Genomic DNA, 20,894 nt, shown 5'->3' with positions numbered 1-20,894 from the left:
GGCCTGATACATAGATGCAACCGGGTTCCTATGTTCAAAAAGCAGCTAGACAGTGTGGGCGAGTCCATACATAGGAGCGGATTTATCCGCGATGCGGGTTGGCTAACACTTTCTGCTGGCCAGTCAATCGGGCGCCGCTCGCGCGGCGCATCGCGGCAGTCCGACGCTTCGGTGAATCCGCTCCTACAAGGCACTGCTATCGCAGGCTATCAATTGCCTCACAAGGCCCTGCGCCAACGGCGACAGCCCATACCCCACCCGGCTCACCACCCCATAACGGGTATAAAACGCCTCTTCATGCTCCGGCGCCAGGTCTGCCAACTGCAACGCCACCAGCCCCTCCCGCATGTTCGCACTGCAGGCGATACCAATCGTGTCCGAGTGCATCACCACGTTCAGCAACGCGTACCCGTGCTCGCATTCCACCGTCGGTAAAAAGTCCTGACGGCCGCTGAGGTCGCTCAGCACCTTGCGAATGTTCGGTGGGCGGAAGGTAGTAGCCAGCGGGTAATCGAACACATCCCGCGCATGCACCTGAGGGCGCTCGGTCAGCGGGTGCCCCTCACGGCAACAGAAGTGCCAGCGTTGCGCGGCCAGCTTGTGTACCCGGTAGTCCGGGTCGGACTCGAACTGGCGGGTGTCGGCGACGAAAAACTCGATTTCCTCAGCGATCAGCTTGCGGTTTAGCGCCTGCCAGTTATCCACCTGGAAGCACGTACGCGCTGCCGGGTATTCGGCAACGAAGCGCGCCACTGCACGTGGCACCAAGCCACCGGCGGGGGCCGGCCCCGAGCCAAAGCGCACCACGCCCGTGGTGGCGCCATTGAACTGGTGGATTTCGTTGACCAGGTTATGCGCCCCGTGCACCAGCCGCCGCGAATGCTCCAGCACCAGCAAGCCTTGCCGGGTAGGGGACAGTTCCTTGCTGGCACGGTCAACCAGGCGGCAGCCGACATTGTGTTCCAGCGTCTGGATGCTGCGGCTGAAGGCCGATTGCGACAGGTTCACCGCTGACGCTGCCGCAACAAAGCTGCGGTGCTCGACAAGGGCAATGAAGTGGCGGAGCTGGCGGAGGTCGATATGCATTTTCTACATGGAAACTTTCGGTCGATTGCAATTGATGATGTGGGTTAGCCCCCTTATAAAGGGAGTCACTTATTCCACAAAATATGAAATGCAAATATTTATATCACTTAAAAGAATATAAGCCCGATTGACCGCGATTCGGTTCCGCCAACGGAAATGCTCGCCAGGGCCCATGCCTCAAGGAGCATCTGCATGTCCCGAGTTTTCCGTTGGCCTGCGCGCGCGTCGCAGTTCACTTTGCAACCGTTGGCAGCGGCTTTACTGCTGGGGGCCTCCGGCGCCAGCTTTGCCGAAGAGCCAGCCAACACCACCCCGGCCGTCGAGCAGGACGCCAAGCTTGGCACTGTCACAGTCAACGCCCGCCGCCGTGAAGAAACCGCACAGGATGTGCCTACGCCGATCAGCGTGCTCGGCAGCGAAACGCTGGAAACCCAACGCATCTACCGTGTGCAGGATCTGCAACAGCTGGTGCCCAGCACCAATGTCGCCTATGTGCATGCTCGCCAGTCGAGCATTTCGATTCGCGGCCTGGGCAACAACCCGGCCAGCGATGGCCTTGAGGGCAGCGTCGGTATCTACCTGGACAACGTCTATCTGGGCCGCCCGGGCATGGCGGTGTTCGACTTGCTCGACGTTGAGCAGCTGGAAGTGCTGCGCGGGCCGCAGGGCACTCTGTTTGGCAAGAACACCACGGCCGGCGTGCTCAACATCACCACACGCAAGCCGACCTTCCACCGCGAAGGCAGCATCCAGCAGTCCATTGGAGAGGACGGTTACCTGCAAACCCAGGGCAGCTTCTCGGGCCCGATCACCGACACCCTGGCCGGGCGCATCAGCGCTTACCACACCGAAGACGATGGCTATGTGAAGAACATTCACGACGGCCACGACCTCAATGGCGGCAAACGGCAGGGTTTTCGTACCCAGTTGCTGTTCCAGCCGAGCGAAACCTTCAACCTGCGCTGGATAGGGGAATACAACGAAGAAGATTCCAACAACGGCATTCTCAGCCTCTACAGCACCGGGCCGACCATCAATGGCGTGAACCAGTACGAAAGGCTGGCGGCCCAGGCGGGGGCGACGCTGGTGTCGGGCAAGGACCGCAAGGTCAACTTCGATGCCGACCAGCAGGTGACGGTGTTCCAGGGCGGCACCTCGGTGGAGGCCAACTGGACCTTGCCCAATGACTTCACCCTGACCTCGATCACCGCCTACCGCTGGTGGGACTTCACCCCGCGCAACGATGACGGCCTGAACGTGCCGGTGTTCTACAGCGCCGGGGTGTCGGTGCGTGACAAGCAGTACTCCCAGGAAATCCGCCTGGCGTCGCCCACCGGTGGCGCGTTCGACTACGTGTTGGGTGCGTACTACTTCAAACAGGATCTGGACAACAAATCCTTCACTTACTACGGGCCGCAGGCGGACATCTGGAACGCCACCCCGGCCGGCGCGTTGGCCAATGTCGACAGCATCGGCAATGGCCACATCGATACCGACAGTTATGCCTTGTTCGCTCAAGGTACATGGCACATCACCGACCGCCTGGACTTCACGGCGGGCATACGCGGCACCTACGAAGAAAAAAGCGCCTGGGTGACCCGCGATGCGCCCGTGGGCGGTGCCGCTGTGAGCGGTGCGGCTGCGACCGCGCGTCAGGGTAGGGCGGGTGCCTACGATTCCGGTGACCTAAACCAGTACAGCTTCAGCCCCTCCGGCTTGCTTGGCCTGAGCTATCGCTTCAATGACCAACTGTTGGGCTATGCGACCCTGACCCACGGCGAGAAGTCCGGGGGCATCAACCTGACCGTGGGCGCGGCACCGCGTCTGGGCACCGATTCGCTATTGGTGGGCACCGAGCGGGTCAACAACGCTGAAGTCGGCCTTAAGAGCACCCTGTTCGAAGACCGCCTGCAACTCAACGCCAACGTGTTCTGGGCCGAGGTACACGGTTACCAGGCCAACGTCTACGACCAGATCAACCGCGTGCAGTACCTGGCCAATGCTGGCCAGGTGCGTTCGCGTGGCCTGGAGTTCGAGGCCACCGCGCTGCCAATCCGTGGCCTGACGCTCAACTTCAACGGCTCGTGGAATGACGTGCGCTACACCGAGTATGACGACGCACCATGCCCGCCTGAAGTCAGCCTGGCCAATGCCACGGCCACCTGCGACCTGTCGGGCCACCAGGTAGTGGGTGCATCCAAGTACATCGCCAACCTTAACGGCCAGTACAAGTGGCAACTGGCCGAGCACATCGAGCCGTACGTCACCGCCAGCTACGCCTTCCGCTCCAAGGCGGTGGGCACCATCGACGACTCCGATTACGGCCAGATCCCCAGCTATGCGCTGGTCAACCTCTCCGCCGGGGTGCGCCTGGACCAGGGCGACGGCGTGGTCGACCTGTCGCTGTGGGTGAAAAACGCCGGCGACAAAACCTACTTCACCAGCCTGTGGAACTCCGCCAACGGTGGCTATGCCGGCGTACTCGGTACCCCGCGCACTGTCGGCGCCACTGCCCGTTACGACTTCTGAGCAAAAGGAGCTATGCCATGAATGCCAAAACCGAAACCCCAGCATTGCCCGAGGGCGCCTGCCTGACAGCGAAAGTACCAGAACGTGGCGAGGCGCTGCTCGGCGATGTGGTGGTAAACCCGTATCGCCTGGCGCCGCTGACCGCCATCATCCGCGATGGCGGGCGTGCCTTGAGCGCCGCCCACGTGCGGGTGCTGGGGCGCGGTGAGCGTGGGGTGGACATTAGCTACGACGTTTCTGACCGCTCGCTGTGGACTTATGGCGGCATCCCGGTATTCGGGCTGTACCCGGACCACGTCAACGAAGTGGAAGTGACCTACAAGCTTGATGGCGAGCGTTTGCGCGAGCGCTACCAGATCTACGCCCCGGCGGTGCGTTTGCCAGTGGTGGCGAAACAGACCGCTGCCCTGCCGGAGGTGGAGCCGATCAAGGTAGCCCCGGGCTTTGAGCAGCGGTTGTACCTGTTCAACCACCTGCAGGGCGATATTCCCGGTGCCCGTGCCTTCAAGTGGAACGGCTTGGGGGGTGCGGCGGAGTGGGACCAGGTGGGTAACAACTGGATTGCCGACAGCAACGGCGATGTACGTTGGTACCTGGACATCGAGCAGATCCATGACTCCAACCGCCGCGATGGCCTGGGTGGCACCATGGGCTTCCAGCAGACCCGTGACGGCAAGCTGATTTGGGGCCAGGGCCAGACCTATTCCAAGTTCGACCTGCTGGGCCGGCGCATTTGGCAGCGCAGCCTGCCGGACAAGTTTGCCGACTTTTCCCACGAGATCCGCGAAACATCCAACGGCACATACCTGTTGCGTGTTGGCACCAGTGACTACCGCCGCCCCGACGGCAAGCGCGTGCGTTCGATCCGCGACCATATTATTGAGGTCAACGAAGCCGGTGATGTGCTGGACTTCTGGGACCTTAACCAGATTCTCGACCCCTACCGCGGGGACTTGCTGGAAACCTTGGGCAAGGCTGCAATCCAGTTGCCTGAAGGTGTGCAGAAGCAGGACGACCGTTTGGCCAACGAACTGGCCGAAGGCAACCTGCCATTCGGTGACACACCCGGCGTTGGCACCGGGCGTAACTGGGCTCACGTCAATGCCATCGATTACGATGCAGATGACGACAGCATTATCGTTTCAGCGCGGCACCAGGGCGTAGCGAAGATTGGCCGCGACAAGCAGGTGAAGTGGATCCTGGCTTCGCCGCAGGGCTGGCCGCAGCGCCTGCACGACAAAGTGCTTACCCCTGTCGGGGGCGAAGGTTTTGACTGGTCCTGGACACAGCACACTGCCTGGCTGACTGGCAAAGGCACATTGACCGTGTTCGACAACGGCTGGGGGCGCGACTTTTCACCCACCAAACTGACCGGAAACTACAGCCGTGCCGTGGAATACAAGATCGACGAGGCCAAAGGCACGGTCGAGCAGGTGTGGGAGTACGGCAAGGAGCGGGGCGACGAGTGGTACAGCCCGGTGACCTCGGTGGTCGCCTACCGGCCGGAGACCGATACACAGTTCATCTACTCAGCCTCGGTGAACTTCCTGACCCCGGAGAAGCTGACTACCACTGTGCTTAATGAGGTGCGGCGTGGTACCCAGGAGGTGCTGGTGGAGCTGAAAGTGCACAGCCGGCAGCCGGGGAGTGTCGGGTATAGGGCGCTGGTGATTGATTTGGGCACGGCGTTCTGATTTAACCTTCTCGGGCCTCATCGCGGATAAATCCGCTCCTACAGGGGTAATGTCTGTAGGAGCGGATTTATCCGCGAGAGGCCCGTTGCAATTACCTAAAACCCTGAATTTTTGACGAGCTGTTCAACCGTTCGTTCTTTTTTTCGAACAGCCTATTGTCCAACACCCCAGCAGCCGCTTAGCATTCGTTTGAGATTTCAAACGCTCCGAGCCCATCGCGGGCGCTTTTCAATAATCAACAATTCGGGAAGCCGACATGCAGCTCAAAGACGCTCAGTTGTTCCGCCAACAAGCCTTCATCAACGGTGAGTGGCTGGATGCGGACAGCGGCCAGACCATCAAGGTGACCAACCCGGCCACCGGTGAAGTCATCGGTACCGTGCCGAAGATGGGCACCGCGGAAACCCGCCGCGCCATCGAAGCCGCCGACAAGGCCCTGCCGGCCTGGCGTGCACTGACCGCCAAAGAGCGTTCGGCCAAGCTGCGTCGCTGGTTCGAACTGATGATCGAGAACCAGGACGACCTGGCTCGCCTGATGACCACCGAACAAGGCAAGCCGCTGGCCGAAGCCAAGGGCGAAATCGCCTACGCCGCCTCGTTCATCGAGTGGTTCGCTGAAGAAGCCAAGCGCGTTTACGGCGATACCATCCCCGGTCACCAGCCAGACAAGCGTCTGATCGTCATCAAGCAGCCAATCGGTGTTACCGCGGCCATCACCCCGTGGAACTTCCCGGCTGCCATGATCACCCGTAAAGCCGGCCCGGCCCTGGCCGCTGGCTGCACTATGGTGCTCAAGCCTGCTTCGCAGACCCCGTACTCCGCCCTGGCCTTGGTCGAGCTGGCAAACCGTGCCGGCATCCCGGCCGGCGTGCTGAGCGTCGTTACCGGCAGCGCCGGCGAAGTTGGCGGCGAACTGACCGGCAACTCCCTGGTCCGCAAGCTGTCCTTCACTGGCTCCACCGAAATCGGTCGCCAGCTGATGGAAGAGTGCGCCAAGGACATCAAAAAGGTTTCCCTGGAGCTGGGCGGCAACGCTCCGTTCATCGTGTTCGACGACGCCGACCTGGACAAGGCGGTCGAGGGCGCGATCATCTCCAAGTACCGCAACAACGGCCAGACCTGCGTCTGCGCCAACCGTATCTACGTGCAGGACGGCGTCTATGACGCGTTCGCCGAGAAGCTGGCTGCCGCGGTTGCCAAGCTGAAGATCGGTAACGGCCTGGAAGAAGGCACCACCACTGGCCCGCTGATCGACGGCAAGGCTGTCGCCAAGGTTCAGGAACACATCGAAGACGCCGTTGGCAAAGGCGCCAAGGTGCTGTCCGGTGGCAAGCTGATCGAAGGCAACTTCTTCGAGCCGACCATTCTGGTCAACGTACCGAACACCGCGGCTGTCGCCAAGGAAGAAACCTTCGGCCCGCTGGCGCCGCTGTTCCGCTTCAAGGACGAAGCCGAAGTCATCGCCATGTCCAACGACACCGAGTTCGGCCTGGCTTCGTACTTCTACGCCCGTGACATGAGCCGCGTGTTCCGTGTTGCCGAAGCGCTGGAATACGGCATGGTAGGTATCAATACCGGCCTGATCTCCAACGAAGTGGCGCCGTTCGGCGGTATCAAGGCCTCGGGCCTGGGCCGTGAAGGTTCCAAGTACGGTATCGAGGACTACCTCGAAATCAAATACCTGTGCATCAGCGTTTGATGCGCTAAAGGTTTTACCTCGCCAGCGGGGCGCGAGAGCGACGTCTCGCTGGCTTTTTTGACATCGCAGTACCTGGTGGCCAGGGCGTTCACGGCAGTCGATCAACGAATACTGTTCGCGGGCAAACCCAGCCACCCCCGAATAAAAGCGCCGCCACTCGGCGCAAATGAGGGCATTATGAGCAAGACCAACGAATCCTTGATGCAACGTCGTGTAGCCGCCGTCCCACGGGGCGTTGGCCAGATCCACCCGATCTTCGTCGAATCGGCGAAGAACTCGACTGTGATCGACGTTGAAGGCCGCGAACTGATCGACTTCGCCGGCGGCATCGCTGTACTGAACACCGGCCACCTGCACCCGAAAGTGGTTGCAGCTGTGCAAGAGCAGCTGACCAAAGTCAGCCACACCTGCTTCCAGGTGCTGGCCTACGAACCCTACGTAGAGCTGTGCGAGAAGATCAACAAACTGGTCCCTGGTGACTTCGACAAGAAGACCCTGCTGGTTTCCACTGGCTCCGAAGCCGTGGAAAACGCCGTGAAAATCGCCCGTGCCGCCACTGGCCGCGCTGGCGTCATCGCCTTCACCGGCGGCTACCACGGCCGTACCATGATGACTCTGGGCCTGACCGGTAAAGTCGTGCCGTACTCCGCTGGCATGGGCCTGATGCCAGGCGGCATCTTCCGCGCCCTGTTCCCGAGCGAACTGCACGGCATCAGCGTTGACGACGCCATCGCCTCGGTTGAGCGCATCTTCAAGAACGATGCCGAGCCGCGCGACATCGCCGCCATCATTCTGGAGCCAGTTCAGGGCGAAGGCGGCTTCCTGCCTGCGCCGAAAGAGCTGATGAAGCGCCTGCGCGAGCTGTGCGACAAGCACGGCATCCTGCTGATCGCCGACGAAGTACAGACCGGCGCTGGCCGCACCGGTACCTTCTTCGCCATGGAGCAGATGGGCGTTGCGCCTGACCTGACCACCTTTGCCAAATCCATCGCTGGCGGCTTCCCGCTGGCCGGTGTGTGCGGCAAGGCCGAGATCATGGACGCCATCGCTCCGGGCGGCCTGGGCGGCACCTACGCCGGTTCGCCGATCGCCTGCGCTGCGGCCCTGGCCGTCATTCAGGTGTTCGAGGAAGAGAAACTGCTGGACCGCAGCAAGGCTGTTGGTGAGCACCTGACCGCTGGCCTGCGCCAGATCCAGGAAAAGCACCCGATCATCGGCGACGTCCGTGGTCTGGGCTCGATGATCGCTGTGGAAGTCTTCGAGAAAGGCACCCACACTCCGAACGCTGCTGCTGTAGCTCAAGTGGTTGCCAAGGCGCGCGACAAGGGCCTGATCCTGCTGTCCTGCGGTACCTACGGCAACGTGCTGCGCATTCTGGTGCCGCTGACCGCCGAAGACGAACTGCTGGATAAAGGCCTGGCCATCATCGAAGAGTGCTTCGCTGAACTCGCCTGATGTGACACGCTTCAAAAAAAAACCCGCCTCGGCGGGTTTTTTTTGTGCCCATGAAACGCTTGTAGCGCTATGGTTGTTGGAGGAATTGCCCAGGAAGCTGCGACGGACTGTGTGTCAGGGATTTTCAGGAGTTGGCCATGAGTGCTGCAGACCCCACCCCACCTAGCGTATTGATCGCCGAAGGCGACCCTTGGGTGCGCGACATGCTTCGCGAAATGCTGCTTAGCGTGCGCTGTGACGCGCGTTTGCAGGTGTGCGCGGACGGCACTCAGGCACTGAGTGCGCTTTCCAGCAAGCCAGACCTCATCATTGCGGCTCGGGAACTGCCGGGCGGTGATGGCCTGGAGCTGCTGCGCAGAGTGCGCGCCAGGGCCGAAAAGCCGGGTTTGCCGTTCATTTTGCTGAGCGAGCGCAGTGACCCGGCCAGTGTGAGGGAAACGCTGCAGTTTCACCCCACCGAGTACCTGAGCAAACCCCTGAACCTGGACAAGCTGCGCAAGCGGCTGGAAGTACTGTTGATGGCCACGGGTGAGGAAGTTGCCTGCCCCGTCCCCGCCTTGCAGCCGGGCATCAAGCTCAACGATTACCTGGAGCAGCGTCGTGCCACCGCCGACGGTGGGCCGTTGTTTGCGGATGTGCAGCTGGCAATCAAGCGCGCGCTCAACCCTCAGGGCCTGAATCTCAAGGTACTTGAAGAGGAGGTGCGCAACGACCCGCAGATCACGGCCGTGCTGATTGCCGCAGCCAACAGTGCCGCCTTGCACCGTGACGCACCTGTGCAGACATTGCTGCAAGCATTGAACAAGCTGGGCAGCACGCAAAGCATGAACCTGATTCTGGGCCTGACGCTCAAGCGCAGCGCCCGCCTGAGCGACCCGTTGCTGGCGCAACCGGCGGCGCATTTCTGGAACCTTTCGCTGCATACCGCAGAATATGCGCGGTCGCTGGCGCGGATGCTCGACCTTGAAGAAGAGCGCTGCTACTGCGCTGGCTTGCTGCACTGCCTGGGTGACCTCGCCGTGTTACGCAGCCTGCAGGAATGGCGATTGGCCGGTGGCGAACTGGACCAAATCCAGGTCAAAGGGGCGCTTGATAATTTCGGCGCAGCCTTTGGTTCTGCATTACGTACACGCTGGCGCTTGCCGTTGAGCCTGCGTGAACTCATTGCGGCTATTTATCAGCTGGGCGGCGGGGTGTATTCGCGGGAGATTCTGGCGATGAACCTGGCGGGGCAGCTGTCGCGGCTGCCAGCCGATCACGCGCTCGAGAAGGTTGCCAACAACAAGACCGCGCGCTTGCTGAAGGTCGGGCTACCGGAGCTTAACCGCCTGCGTAAAGTGGATAACCCGGAGACGAAACCGGCCGAGGCAGCCGCTACGGTCGAAGGAGATCAGTCGAACAGCTGAAGATCATGCGGGTGAGGCGGGCTTACCCGCGTACGATCTGGTTTTTGCCCTGCCGCTTGGCTCGATACATGGCCTCGTCGGCCCGGGCAAACAGGCTGTCGAGGGATTCGTCGTCATCGGTTAACCCGGTAAGGCCCTGGCTCACCGTAACCCCGTAAGCCGCGCCACCATGGCTGAAGCTCAACCGCTGAATCTCGCGCTGCAGTCGCTCGGCAATCTGCTCGGCTACCAACGCATCGCAACCAGGGAAGACCGCTGCAAACTCTTCACCACCAATCCGCCCGAACAGGTCTGCCCTGCGCAGTACGGCCTTGCCGCTGTCGGCGATACGCTGCAGCACCTGGTCACCTTCCTGGTGGCCATAGCGGTCGTTGATCTGCTTGAAATCATCAATGTCCAGCAGAAGGAAGGCCAGCGGTGTGCCTTCCTCGCGGGCGTTCGAGAATGCCTGTTGGGCACATTCGAAGAAGTGTCGGCGGTTGCTGCTCTGGGTCAGCACGTCGGTGGTGGCCAAACGCTGCAGTTCACCTTCCAATTGCTTCTTCTCGGTGATGTCCTCGGCAATTCCGACGATGATCACCCGGTCATCCTCACGCTGCTGGTTGATGTAGCACTTGTCACTGAGCCAGCGCACTTGGCCATTGGCGTTGATGATCCGGTACTCGCGGTCTTCCACCGAGCCTTTGAGCAGTACCTGGGCCAGGCTGTGTTCGGCATGGTCCAGGTCGTCCGGGTAAATGCTGTCGCGCCACTCGTTGTAGTCGGCCAGCACCAGGCTGGCCGGGCGACCGAAAATGCGCTCATAGGCGGGGCTGACGTAAAGCACTTTGCGGGCTTCCCAGTCAAATGCCCACAGCACCGCGTTTACGCTGTCCAGCAGGGAGCTGTAAAGCTGCTCGCGTTCGCTCAGGCGAGCGACTTCGCCTTGGGCGTGGAGCAAGGCGAGCAAGGTTTGGGCAGCTTCGGGTGGGGCATTGCCGGGCAGGGATGAATTGATGTTCTTGGCCATGTGCACGGAGCGTTTCTCGACGGGAAAGCGCGCGGCCAAGAACCAGCCCGCCACGCGGGCGATGTGGCGACTTTGAGTGGTGTTTCAGGGGTTAAGTTCCAGCTGGCACGCCCCATTGCGGGGCGTGCCGATCAACGGCGCTTACGCCCCGGTCGGGCGTAGCGAATAGGTTTTCAACTGCGCGGCAAAGTCGTGCAATGCGTGGATGCCACTGGCCTCGGCTTCGTGAATCCAGTCCTTCATCGCAGCCAGCATGTCGTGGCCGTTGGCGCTGGTGCGGGCCCAGATTTGTTGAAGCGCCAAGCGCTTTTCGTAGATGGTCTTGAGGGCTTGGCTGTGCGCCAGCATGGACTCGATGCGCACATGGTGGCGGTCTTCCAGCAGGCTTGTTTCACGCGACAGCAGACGTTTGGCCCGACGGAAGCGATGGCGTACCGATTCATCGACCCTGGCCAGTTCCTGCTTGACCAGTGGGCCGATCACCAGCTTGCGGTACTGCGCCATGATCTGGAAGCGGTTGTTGAGGATGGCCATGGCGGTGTCCATGTCCAGGTTGGCCTTGCCTTCAACGCGGTGGGCAATGGGCGCGATACGCTGCACTTTGGCCAGGCGTAACAGGCTGAACAGGCGGATCCAGGCCCAGCCCATGTCGAACTCCCAGCGTTTGACCGAAAGCTTGGCCGAGTTGGGGTAGGTGTGATGATTATTGTGCAGCTCTTCTCCGCCAATAATGATGCCCCAAGGCACCAGGTTGGTCGCAGCGTCCTTACATTCGAAGTTGCGATAGCCAACCGCATGGCCCAGGCCATTGACCACGCCGGCAGCCCAGACTGGAATCCACATCATCTGCACGGCCCAGATCGTGATGCCAATGGTGCCAAACAACAGCAGGTCGATAACTGCCATCAACGCGATACCGCCGAACTTGTAGCGCGAGTAGAGGTTGCGTTCTATCCAGTCTTCCGGGCAGTTCTTGCCGTAGATGCGCAAGGTTTCCGGGTTTTGCGCTTCTTCGCGGTACAGTTCCGCCCCTTTGCGCAGCACCGTGGACAGCCCTTTGTGCACCGGGCTGTGCGGGTCATCCGGCGTTTCGCACTTGGCGTGGTGCTTGCGGTGCACGGCCGTCCACTCACGGGTGTTCTGCGCCGTGGTCAGCCACAGCCAGAAGCGGAAGAAGTGCTTGAGCACACCGTTGAGTTCCAGCGCGCGGTGGGCAGAGTAGCGGTGCAGGTAGATGGTAACGCTGACGATGGTCACGTGGGTCATCAGCAAAGTAACGCCAACCAGCTGCCAGGCCGACAAGTCGAGCAGACCGTTGTACCACATAGGTTTGGAAGCCCTCGAAGCAACAGGGGGAAGGGCCTGATTATCCCAGTGCAGGGAAATAAAGCCAGTCACCCATTCAGATAGGAAGTCACGGCATGTTTCAGCCTCTATAATGCCCCATCCTTTTCAATGGGCTTTTCCCCCAAGACATGATGTCCGTATCTGTTCGCGACGCATTGCGCATGGCTGCGCTGTATGTGGTGCTCTCGTTTCTCTGGCTGGTGCTGGCAGAGCTGGTTTTGCGCAGCATGTCCGATGACCCACTGGCACTGACCGTTGGTCGGCAGATCAATGTGGTCGTGTGGGTGCTGCTCAGTGCCGTGCTGATCTTCTTCTCCCGCGCACGCCTGCTCAATTTCATCGGCATCGGGGCGCGCCTGCGCAGCGAGGACCGCGAGCGCCTGCGCATGGCCGCGGCGGTGTTCGACAGTACCCTGGAAGGCGTGCTGGTCACCGACCGCCAGGGCCTGATCGTGCACGTCAACCGAGCGTTCATGCGCATTACCGGTTATCAACAGGAAGAAGTGCTCGGCCAGCGCCCCAGCAAGTTCAAGTCGGGCCGACACGGGGCGCCGTTTTACCAGCAGATCTACGCCACGCTGGCCGAAAAAGGTGAGTGGAGCGGGGAGATCTGGAACCGCCGCAAGAGTGGCGAAATCTACCCGCAGTGGCAAACCATCTGCGCTATTCGTGACGACAGTGGCGAGTTGACGCATTACGTAGCGGTTTTCAGCGACATCAGCGCGATCAAGCATTCCGAACAAGAGCTTGCCTACCTGGCGCACCATGACCCGCTCACCGGCCTGCCCAATCGCCTGCTGTTCAACGACCGTGTGGAGCATGCGTTGGCGGCTGCACAGGCCAATAAGCGCGGTTGTGCCCTGTTGCTGCTGGACCTGGATCACTTCCAGAGTATCAACGACGGCCTGGGCCATACCATTGGTGACCAGTTGCTCAAACTGGTGGGCGAGCGCCTGTGCAGCGAGCTTGGCAATGGTGTGACCCTGGCGCGGCTTGGGGGCGACGAGTTCGGTGTGCTGGCCGAGAACTGCCAGCAAGTTGGCCAGGCCGGCAAGCTGGCGCAGGGCATCATCGAGCGCATGCGCGAGCCCTTTGAATTCGATGGGCACCGGCTTTTCATCAGCGTGAGCGTGGGCATCAGCCTGTTCCCCAGTGATGCGTTGAGCGCTGAGCAATTATTGCGCAATGCTGACGCAGCCTTGTTCAAGGCCAAAGGCAATGGCCGCGCCTGCTACGCGATGTACACCGAAGAGTTGACCGCCCATGCCCAGCACCGGGTGGAAACCGCAGGGGAATTGCGCAGGGCATTGGCCCAGGATGAGCTGCGGGTGTTCTTCCAGCCAGTGCACGACCTGCTGACTTCGCGCATGGTGGGCGTTGAGGCCTTGGTACGCTGGCAGCATCCAGCCCGTGGCCTGGTGCCGCCGGGCGAGTTTATCCCGATTGCCGAGCGTACCGGGCTGATTGCCGAAATTGATGCCTGGGTGCTGCGTCACGCCTGTCAGCAGATGGTGCAGTGGCGTAAGGAAGGGCGCGAGCTTGAGTTTGTGGCGGTGAACATTTCCAGTCGTCTTTTTGGTCAGCATGAGCTGTACCGCCAGGTGGCCGATGTGTTGCACGAGACGGGCCTTGATCCTGCGTTACTGGAACTGGAAGTAACCGAAAGCGCTGTCATGGAAGACCCGGAAGTTGCGCTGGAACAGTTGCACCGCTTGCGTGAACTGGGCCTGAACCTTGCCATCGACGACTTTGGCACCGGGTATTCGTCACTTCTGCGGCTCAAGCGGCTACCGGTGCAGAAACTGAAGATCGACCAAGGCTTCGTCGCCGGGCTACCGCTGGATGATGATGACATCGCCATCGTGCGCGTGATCATCGCCCTGGCGCGGAGCATGGGCATGCAAGTGCATGCCGAGGGGATCGAGCAGGCCGAGCAGGCGCAGTTCCTGCTGGAGCAGCAGTGCCAGTTGGGGCAGGGGTATTGGTTTGGGCGGCCAGTGCCCGCCACGGATCTGCACATAAAGTATTGAATTAGCAGAGACGTGTAGGAGCGGCTTTAGCCGCGAACACCGGCAAAGCCGGTGCCAGGCACCGCGTCGCTTGCTTCGCGGCTAAAGCCGCTCCTACAGGGATCGCGTACGGTTTGCAGGTGCGCTTCAGCGCTTGTTCAAACCTTTCGCCAACCGATCCCCTCCCAGCTGAATCAACGCCACCAACGCCACCAGCATGGCAATCACGGTCAACATGATCTGGCTGTCAAACCGCTGGTAACCGTACCGGTAGGCAATATCCCCCAGCCCGCCCGCACCAATTGCCCCAGCCATGGCCGACGAGTTGATCAGCGTCACCAGGGTAATGGTGAACCCGCCGACAATTCCCGGCAGTGCCTCTGGCAGCAGTACGTGCCAGACAATGTGCCAGCGCCGGCAACCCATGGCCTGGGCCGCTTCGACCAGCCCGTGGTCCACCTCGCGCAAGCTCACTTCGGCAATGCGTGCGAAGAACGGGGTGGCGGCGATGGTCAGCGGCACAACCGCAGCCCACACGCCATAGGTGGTGCCGACCACCAGGCGGGTAAACGGGATCAATGCCACCATCAGGATCAGGAACGGGATCGAGCGGAACAGGTTGACGAAGGCGCCCAGCACCCGGTTGAGCAGTGGCGCTTCAAAGATGCCGCCCTTGTCGCTGGTGACCAGCAACACGGCCATCGGCACGCCGACCAACAAGGCGATCAGCGACGAAACGCCAACCATCAACAGGGTGTCGAGCAACCCTTCCAGCAAGCGATCAAACCACATGGCCCAGTACCTCTACCTCTTCGGCCCAGTGGCGGGCGCGTTCGAGCAACTGATGGGTGTTGTGCGGCGAGCCTTGAACCGACAGGATCAGTTGCCCGAGCGCATGGTTGCCGATGGTTTCAACGCCACCCTGCAACAGGCGCACGCGGCCACCAAGGTCGTGGAACAGCTCAGACAACGCGGGTTCTCCCAGCACGGTCAGCTTCAGTACAACGGCACTGTCGCGGCCAACGGCGTCAGCGCGAAGGCTTGCCTGGAGTGAAGCAGGCAGCTTGGCCTGCAACGGCGCCAGCAAGGTGCGGGTTACCTCGTGGCGTGGCGAACCGAATACCTTCCACACTTCGCCCTGCTCGACAATCTGGCCGCGCTCCAGCACCACCACCCGGTGGCAGATGTCGCGGATCACCGCCATTTCGTGGGTGATCAGCACCACGGTCAGGCCCAGGCGCTGGTTGATGTCACGCAGCAGTTCAAGGATTGACGCGGTGGTTTCCGGGTCGAGCGCGGAAGTGGCCTCATCGCACAGCAGGATCTCGGGGTCGTGCACCAACGCGCGTGCGATGCCGACACGTTGCTTTTGCCCACCGGAAAGCTGCGCCGGATAGACATGATGCTTTTCCTGCAGGCCGACCAGGTCAAGCAGTTCGCGAACTTTGCGTTGGCGCTCGGCCTTGGCGACCCCAGCCACTTTCAGCGGCAGCTCAACGTTCTGCCACACCGTTTTGGCCGACATCAGGTTGAAGTGCTGGAAGATCATGCCGATGCGCCGCCGCAGTGCCACCAAGCGGTCTTCATCGTAGGGGGCAATGTCCACCTGATCGATCAGTACCCGGCCCTGGCTGGGTTGCTCAAGGCGGTTGATCGTGCGCAGCAGCGACGATTTGCCCGCGCCACTGCGGCCAATGATGCCGAAGATTTCGCCCCGGCGAATGTTCAGGTCGATGCCCTGCAGCGCAGGCTGTGCCTGGCCGTCATATGTCTTGCCCAAGCCAATGAAGCGCACGTGGGCTTCATTGACGCCCGGGCGCAGCGCCCGTTCCCTGCCGGTTGCTGGCACTGCTTGAGGTGTAGGCGCCCTGAGCGCGCTGGCCTGGCTCATGTCAGCCTTCCCAGCCGGCCTGGTAGAGGCTGCCGTGGGCCTTGTTCAGCGCCGCGCGCACGGCCGGCGAGTGCTGGTAGATATCGACGAATTTTGCCAGGCGTGGGTCATCCTTGTTTTGTGGGCGGATGACGAACTGGATCACGTATTCCTTGTTTTCCAGGCCGTCGAACAGCAATGCCGAAGTGGCGTCAAAGCTGTTGGCCAGGCGGATGTAGGCGGGGTAGCCCTGCACCAGGTCGGCATCGTCGTAGGCGCGCACCAGTTGCACGGCTTCCACCTGCAGGATCTTCAATTTTTTCGGGTTGGCGACAATGTCGTCCTCGGTGGCTTTGTAGCCCACCCCCGGTTTAAGCGTGATTAACCCAGCCTTTGCCAGCAGCTGCAGGCCGCGGCCGCTGTTGATCGGGTCGTTGGCGATGGCCACGCTGGCGCCTTCGGGCAGCTCGGCAAAGCTTTTGTACTTTTTCGAGTACAGGCCAACGTTGTTGATGATGCCGGGTGCGTAGGGCACCAGGTTGAAGCCGGCGGCGGCCTTGGCGTTTTCCAGGAACGGGATGTGCTGGAAGTAGTTCACGTCGATGTCGCCACTGTTGAGGCTGACATTGGGGGCAATCCAGTCACTGAATTCGATCAGCTTCACTTCGAGCCCCTGCTTATGGGCCTCTTCCACAGCGGCTTCCAACGGAATGGCGAAGGCGGCGGTGGTGCCGATTTTCAGCGGCTCGGCAGCCAGGGTGGTAGCGGACAGGCCGAGGGTCAGGGCAATTGCCGCGACGGGGCGGAACAGTTTCTCAAGCATGGTGCAAAACTCCAGTCGGGGCGGGGGTACGGTAAGCCGAACCTGGGTGGTCGGCGGGCAGGTGCGGGTGGCTGCTGGCGAACAGCTTTTCGCGCAGGGAGCCTTCGGCGTAGGCGGTTTTGTAACGACCGCGCTGTTGCAGTTGCGGGACGACCAGGTCGATGAAGTCCTCGAAACTTTCCGGGGTGACGGTACGGGTCAGGTTGAATCCGTCCAGGCCGGTGTCATCAAGCCAGGCAATCAGTTGTTCGGCGACCTGCTCGGGGTTGCCGACCAGCGTCACGTAACGCCCGCCCAAGGCGTGCTGTTCCAGCAGGCGACGGCGGGTCCAGGCGTTTTCCTGCAACTGGCGGGTTGCCGACTGAATCGCGTTGCCCTTGCTGAAGCCGATGGGTTGGTCCAGCTCAAAGGCGGCGAAATCGATGCCAGTGGAGGCCGCGAAGTGCGCCACCCCGGCCTCGGGGCTGGCATGGCGCAGGTATTCGGCATGTTTGGCCCGCGCTTCTTGCTCGGTGGGCGCGACGATCACGGTAATACCCATGAACACTTTGACTGCCTGCGGGTCACGGCCAGCAGCCTTGGCAGCAGCGCGCACCTTGTCGACCTGGGCGCGGGTAGCGGGTTTGTCCTGGCCGCTGATGAACACGCATTCGGCGTGATTACCGGCGAACGCCAGGCCTCGTGCCGAACTACCCGCCTGGAACAGCACTGGCGTGCGTTGCGGCGAGGGTTCACACAGGTGGTAGCCTTCGACGTTATAGAACTCGCCGTGGTGCCGCACCTTGTGCACTTTGGCGGGTTCGGCATAAACCCTGCGCTCGCGGTCTTCGACCACGGCATCGTCTTCCCAGCTGCCTTCCAGCAATTTGTACAGCACCTGCAGGTACTCATCGGCCTGGTCGTAGCGGCGGTCATGCTCGGGCTGCTGCTCCAGCCCCATGGCGCGCGCGGCGCTGTCGAGGTAGCCGGTGACAATGTTCCAGCCCACACGGCCGTTGCTCAGGTGGTCGAGGGTAGAGAGGCGCCGGGCGAACAGGTAAGGCGCTTCGTAGGTGAGGTTGGCGGTCAGGCCGAAGCCCAGGTGGCGGGTTACGGCGGCCATGGCCGAAACCAGCAGCAGCGGGTCGTTGACCGGCAACTGGATCGACTCTTTCAACGTGACGTCGAGGGATTTGCCATAGATGTCGTAGGTGCCGACGATGTCCGCAATGAACAGCCCGTCGAACAGCCCACGCTCCAGCAGGCGCGCCAGGTCAGTCCAGTAGGCCAAGGTCTTGTACTGGGTCGATGTGTCCCGCGGGTGGGTCCACAGCCCGTGGTTGATATGCCCGATGCAGTTCATGTTGAAGGCATTGAGCAGGATCTGCCTGGCCATCAGATGGTCCCCCGGCGCGGAGGTTTTTCGTCGTTCAGGTAGTAGTTGCCGATGGCGTGGTACTTCCAGCGCACCGGGTCGTGCAGGGTGTGCACGCGGGCATTGCGCCAGTGGCGGTCGAGGTTGTGTTCGGCCAGGGTGGCCTGGCTGCCGGCAAGCTCGAATAGCGTGGTGCCGGCGGCCAGGGAGATTTCAGTGCTGATGGCCCGTGCTTCAGCCACGGCAATGGAGGCGGCGGCGACGGTATCGGCGTTGCTGACGGCCTGCGCCTGGTCGAGGAATTCGCCCGCCCGCTCCAGCAAGGCCTCGGCGGCGTGCAGGCGGATGGCCAGGTGGCCGAAGCTTTTCAGGGTCAATGGGTCATCGCTGGCTTTGTCTACACCGGAGTCGACCCAAGGGCGGCTGCGGGTGCGTACGAAGTGCAGGGCGTCTTCATAGGCGGCGCGGGCGATGCCGGTGTCGATGGATGCATGAAGAATCTGCGCGAACGGGCCGACCGGCGTGGGGCGCTCGAAGGCGGACTGGAAGGGCACTACGTCTTCGGCGCGGACGAACACGTTGTCGAACACCACCGAGCCGCTGCCCGTGGTGCGTTGGCCAAAGCCGCTCCAGTCATCGATCACCTGCAGGCCTTGGCTGTCGGCCGGCACGTAGGCCAAGTGCTGCACACCTTGCTCGTCGATCACCGAGGTGGGTATACGTTGCGCGTAGATCGCGCCGGTGGCGTAAAACTTGCGGCCATTGATGCGGTAGCCGTCGCCGTCGCGGGTCAGGCGAGTGGTGCGGTCGTGGGCGGTTTTGGTGCCCAGCTCGGCCAGCGCGTTACCGAAGCGGCGGCCTGCAAGCACGTCACCGTAGAGGCGTTTTTGCTGTTCGGGGGTGCCGTTAACGCGCAGTACTTCCAGGGCGTAGAAGTGGTTTTGCGGGATTTGGCCGAGGGATCCGTCGGCCTGTGCGATGCGGGCGATGACTTTGGCCAGGGTGACGGTGGATACGCCGGCACCGCCGAAGGCTTTGGGTACGGTGATGGCCCACAGGCCGGAGCGGGTGAACAGGTCCAGTTCCGGGTGAGGCAGGCGGCGCTCGCGGTCGCGTTCGGCGCTGTCGTGGCGCAGGTGCTGGGCGAGTTCTTCGACGACGGCCAGGGCTTGGGTGTCGTCCTTGATGATTGCTGTTGTCATGGTGTTCTCCAGTGCCTTTTTGGGGGCGCGTTGCGCCCCTTTCCGACCGGTCCGGCGCTCCGGCAAGACCGCTCCCACAGGGCTGCGCAGCAGCCCCAAGGCCAAAAATCAGATCCAGGAATGCCGCGCAGGCAGCGTGCCGTTCAGGTGGTAGGCGCCCACCGCGTGGTACTTCCAGCGCACCGGGTCGTGCAGCGTATGCACCCGGGCATTGCGCCAGTGGCGGTCAAGGTTGAACTCGGCAAGGGTGGCGCGGCTGCCAGCCAGCTCGAACAGTTTTTCGCTGGCCTGCAGCGAGATTTCGGTGGTCAGTACCTTGGCTTCTGCCACGGCAATCGATGCCCGAGCAGCCGATGCGGCATCGATGGGGGCAGCGTTCACTTCATCGAGCACCCGTGCGGCCTTGCGCAGCAGTGCCTCGGCCGCGTGCAGTTCGAGCTTCAGGCGGCCGACGTCGGCGATAACGTAGGGGTCGTCGCTGGCGCGTTCTACTTTTGCCTCGATCCAGGGGCGGGACTTTTCACGCACGAAGCGGATGGTGTCTTCAATGGCGGCCTCGGCGATACCGGCGTCGATGGCCGCCTGAATCAGTTGCGAGGCAGCGCCTTGAATGTTCGGGATCTCGCGTTGGCGCCAGTTGTCGATTACCAACTCTGCATCGACTGGCACCTGGTCGAGCAGTACGGTGCCGCTGGCGGTGGTGCGCTGGCCGAAGCCGGACCAGTCATCGACAATGCGCAGCCCAGGCGCGCCGCGGCGCACGAATGCCAAGCGCTGGCGGCCTTCATCGTCCAATGCTTTGACGGCTACCCAGTGCGCGAACAGGGCACCGGTGGAGTAAAACTTCTCGCCGCTGATGCGATAGCCATCACCTGCACGGGTGATTCTGGCCTTGAGGGTAAGGGTGTCTTTGCTGCCGCGCTCTGGCCCGGCGTTGCCGATGCGCCAGCCGTCGAGCACGCTGCGGAAGATCAGCGCCTGCTGGGCTTCGGTGGCGGTCAGGCGCAGCAGTTGCAGCATGCCGAACTGGTTTTGCGGGATCTGCCCTAGCGCCGGGTCGGCGGCGCTGATCAGGCGGAAAACTTCGGCGACGGTTTCGAACGATACGTCAGGGCCACCGAATGCCTTTGGCACGCTGATGCTGCCAAGGCCGCTGCGGGTGAATTGTTCGATCTCGGCCCAAGGCAACTTGCGTTGCTGGTCACGGCGCGAGGCTTGCTCGCGAGCGGCATCGGCCAGTTCACGGGCGGCTTGCAAGGCTTCGGCGTCGGTGCGCAGCACTTTGGCTGGCAGCAGCAGGGGAGAACTGTCGAGATCGCTTTGGAATTGTATTTTTGGCTGGGTGGTCATCAGAACCGAACCTCACAAAGTGGATGCGTCGCTTCAGCTGATGGCGACAGGCATTTGCTGG

Annotated in this window: 15 protein-coding genes; 6 read left to right on the top strand and 9 right to left on the bottom strand. The window is 61.8% G+C overall.

The features are described 5' to 3' along the window. Positions 1 to 183 precede the first annotated feature (183 nt). Complete coding sequence (locus tag PVV54_RS25190; RefSeq protein ID WP_274907787.1) at positions 184 to 1,086, bottom strand: LysR family transcriptional regulator; 903 nt, start codon at positions 1,084 to 1,086, stop codon at positions 184 to 186. Between the two features lie 156 nt (positions 1,087 to 1,242). On the opposite strand from PVV54_RS25190, the gene PVV54_RS25185 reads away from it, so the two are divergent. The 5 genes from PVV54_RS25185 (at position 1,243) to PVV54_RS25165 (ending at position 9,869) form a co-directional block, all read left to right on the top strand. Beyond that, positions 1,243 to 3,615, top strand: coding sequence for a TonB-dependent receptor (locus PVV54_RS25185; RefSeq protein ID WP_446731433.1), 2,373 nt, complete (start codon positions 1,243 to 1,245; stop codon positions 3,613 to 3,615). A gap of 17 nt (positions 3,616 to 3,632) precedes the next feature. Then, complete coding sequence (locus PVV54_RS25180; RefSeq protein ID WP_274907785.1) at positions 3,633 to 5,309, top strand: aryl-sulfate sulfotransferase; 1,677 nt, start codon at positions 3,633 to 3,635, stop codon at positions 5,307 to 5,309. A 256-nt stretch (positions 5,310 to 5,565) separates the two neighbouring features. Continuing rightward, positions 5,566 to 7,008, top strand: a complete 1,443-nt coding sequence (gabD, locus tag PVV54_RS25175; protein ID WP_274907784.1) for an NADP-dependent succinate-semialdehyde dehydrogenase — start codon at positions 5,566 to 5,568, stop codon at positions 7,006 to 7,008. A gap of 177 nt (positions 7,009 to 7,185) precedes the next feature. Beyond that, positions 7,186 to 8,463 carry a 4-aminobutyrate--2-oxoglutarate transaminase gene (gene gabT, locus PVV54_RS25170; protein ID WP_274907783.1) on the top strand — a complete coding sequence of 426 codons (1,278 nt, stop codon included), beginning with the start codon at positions 7,186 to 7,188 and terminating at the stop codon, positions 8,461 to 8,463. 137 nt (positions 8,464 to 8,600) lie between these two features. Beyond that, positions 8,601 to 9,869, top strand: a complete 1,269-nt coding sequence (locus PVV54_RS25165; RefSeq protein WP_274907782.1) for a response regulator — start codon at positions 8,601 to 8,603, stop codon at positions 9,867 to 9,869. Positions 9,870 to 9,891: 22 nt separating this feature from the next. Here PVV54_RS25165 and PVV54_RS25160 read toward each other — a convergent pair whose 3' ends face one another. Together PVV54_RS25160 and desA are read right to left on the bottom strand one after the other, a co-directional pair. After that, positions 9,892 to 10,878, bottom strand: coding sequence for a GGDEF domain-containing protein (locus tag PVV54_RS25160; protein WP_274907781.1), 987 nt, complete (start codon positions 10,876 to 10,878; stop codon positions 9,892 to 9,894). 141 nt (positions 10,879 to 11,019) lie between these two features. After that, positions 11,020 to 12,204, bottom strand: coding sequence for a delta-9 fatty acid desaturase DesA (gene desA / locus PVV54_RS25155; RefSeq protein ID WP_274907780.1), 1,185 nt, complete (start codon positions 12,202 to 12,204; stop codon positions 11,020 to 11,022). A gap of 152 nt (positions 12,205 to 12,356) precedes the next feature. Between desA and dibA the strand changes: the two genes are divergently transcribed. Continuing rightward, entirely contained in the window at positions 12,357 to 14,255 is a 1,899-nt protein-coding gene (gene dibA / locus PVV54_RS25150; RefSeq protein WP_274907779.1) for a phosphodiesterase DibA, read from the top strand. 126 nt (positions 14,256 to 14,381) lie between these two features. On the opposite strand, the gene PVV54_RS25145 is transcribed toward dibA, so the two are convergent. The 6 genes from PVV54_RS25145 to PVV54_RS25120 all read right to left on the bottom strand — a co-directional run bounded on the left by PVV54_RS25145 (position 14,382) and on the right by PVV54_RS25120 (position 20,833). Continuing rightward, entirely contained in the window at positions 14,382 to 15,026 is a 645-nt protein-coding gene (locus tag PVV54_RS25145) for a methionine ABC transporter permease (protein WP_008096606.1), read from the bottom strand. Continuing rightward, positions 15,016 to 16,125 carry a methionine ABC transporter ATP-binding protein gene (locus PVV54_RS25140; protein WP_274907778.1) on the bottom strand — a complete coding sequence of 370 codons (1,110 nt, stop codon included), beginning with the start codon at positions 16,123 to 16,125 and terminating at the stop codon, positions 15,016 to 15,018. Before PVV54_RS25140 ends, PVV54_RS25145 begins: the two co-directional genes overlap by 11 nt. 1 nt (position 16,126) lies before the next feature. Then, entirely contained in the window at positions 16,127 to 16,927 is an 801-nt protein-coding gene (locus PVV54_RS25135) for a MetQ/NlpA family ABC transporter substrate-binding protein (RefSeq protein ID WP_274907777.1), read from the bottom strand. Continuing rightward, positions 16,920 to 18,302, bottom strand: coding sequence for an LLM class flavin-dependent oxidoreductase (locus PVV54_RS25130; RefSeq protein WP_274907776.1), 1,383 nt, complete (start codon positions 18,300 to 18,302; stop codon positions 16,920 to 16,922). The genes PVV54_RS25135 and PVV54_RS25130 overlap by 8 nt, the downstream gene beginning before the upstream one ends. Then, the gene (locus PVV54_RS25125; RefSeq protein WP_274907775.1) at positions 18,302 to 19,483 is read right to left on the bottom strand and encodes an SfnB family sulfur acquisition oxidoreductase; all 1,182 of its coding nucleotides are present in this window, start codon (positions 19,481 to 19,483) and stop codon (positions 18,302 to 18,304) included. The genes PVV54_RS25130 and PVV54_RS25125 overlap by 1 nt, the downstream gene beginning before the upstream one ends. Positions 19,484 to 19,591: 108 nt before the next feature. After that, entirely contained in the window at positions 19,592 to 20,833 is a 1,242-nt protein-coding gene (locus PVV54_RS25120; RefSeq protein ID WP_274907774.1) for an SfnB family sulfur acquisition oxidoreductase, read from the bottom strand. Positions 20,834 to 20,894 lie beyond the last annotated feature (61 nt).

The organism is Pseudomonas sp. PSKL.D1, assembly GCF_028898945.1.
GTDB lineage: Bacteria > Pseudomonadota > Gammaproteobacteria > Pseudomonadales > Pseudomonadaceae > Aquipseudomonas.
Note: the sequence above shows the minus strand (reverse complement) of the source record. Positions and strands in the feature narration are given on the sequence as shown.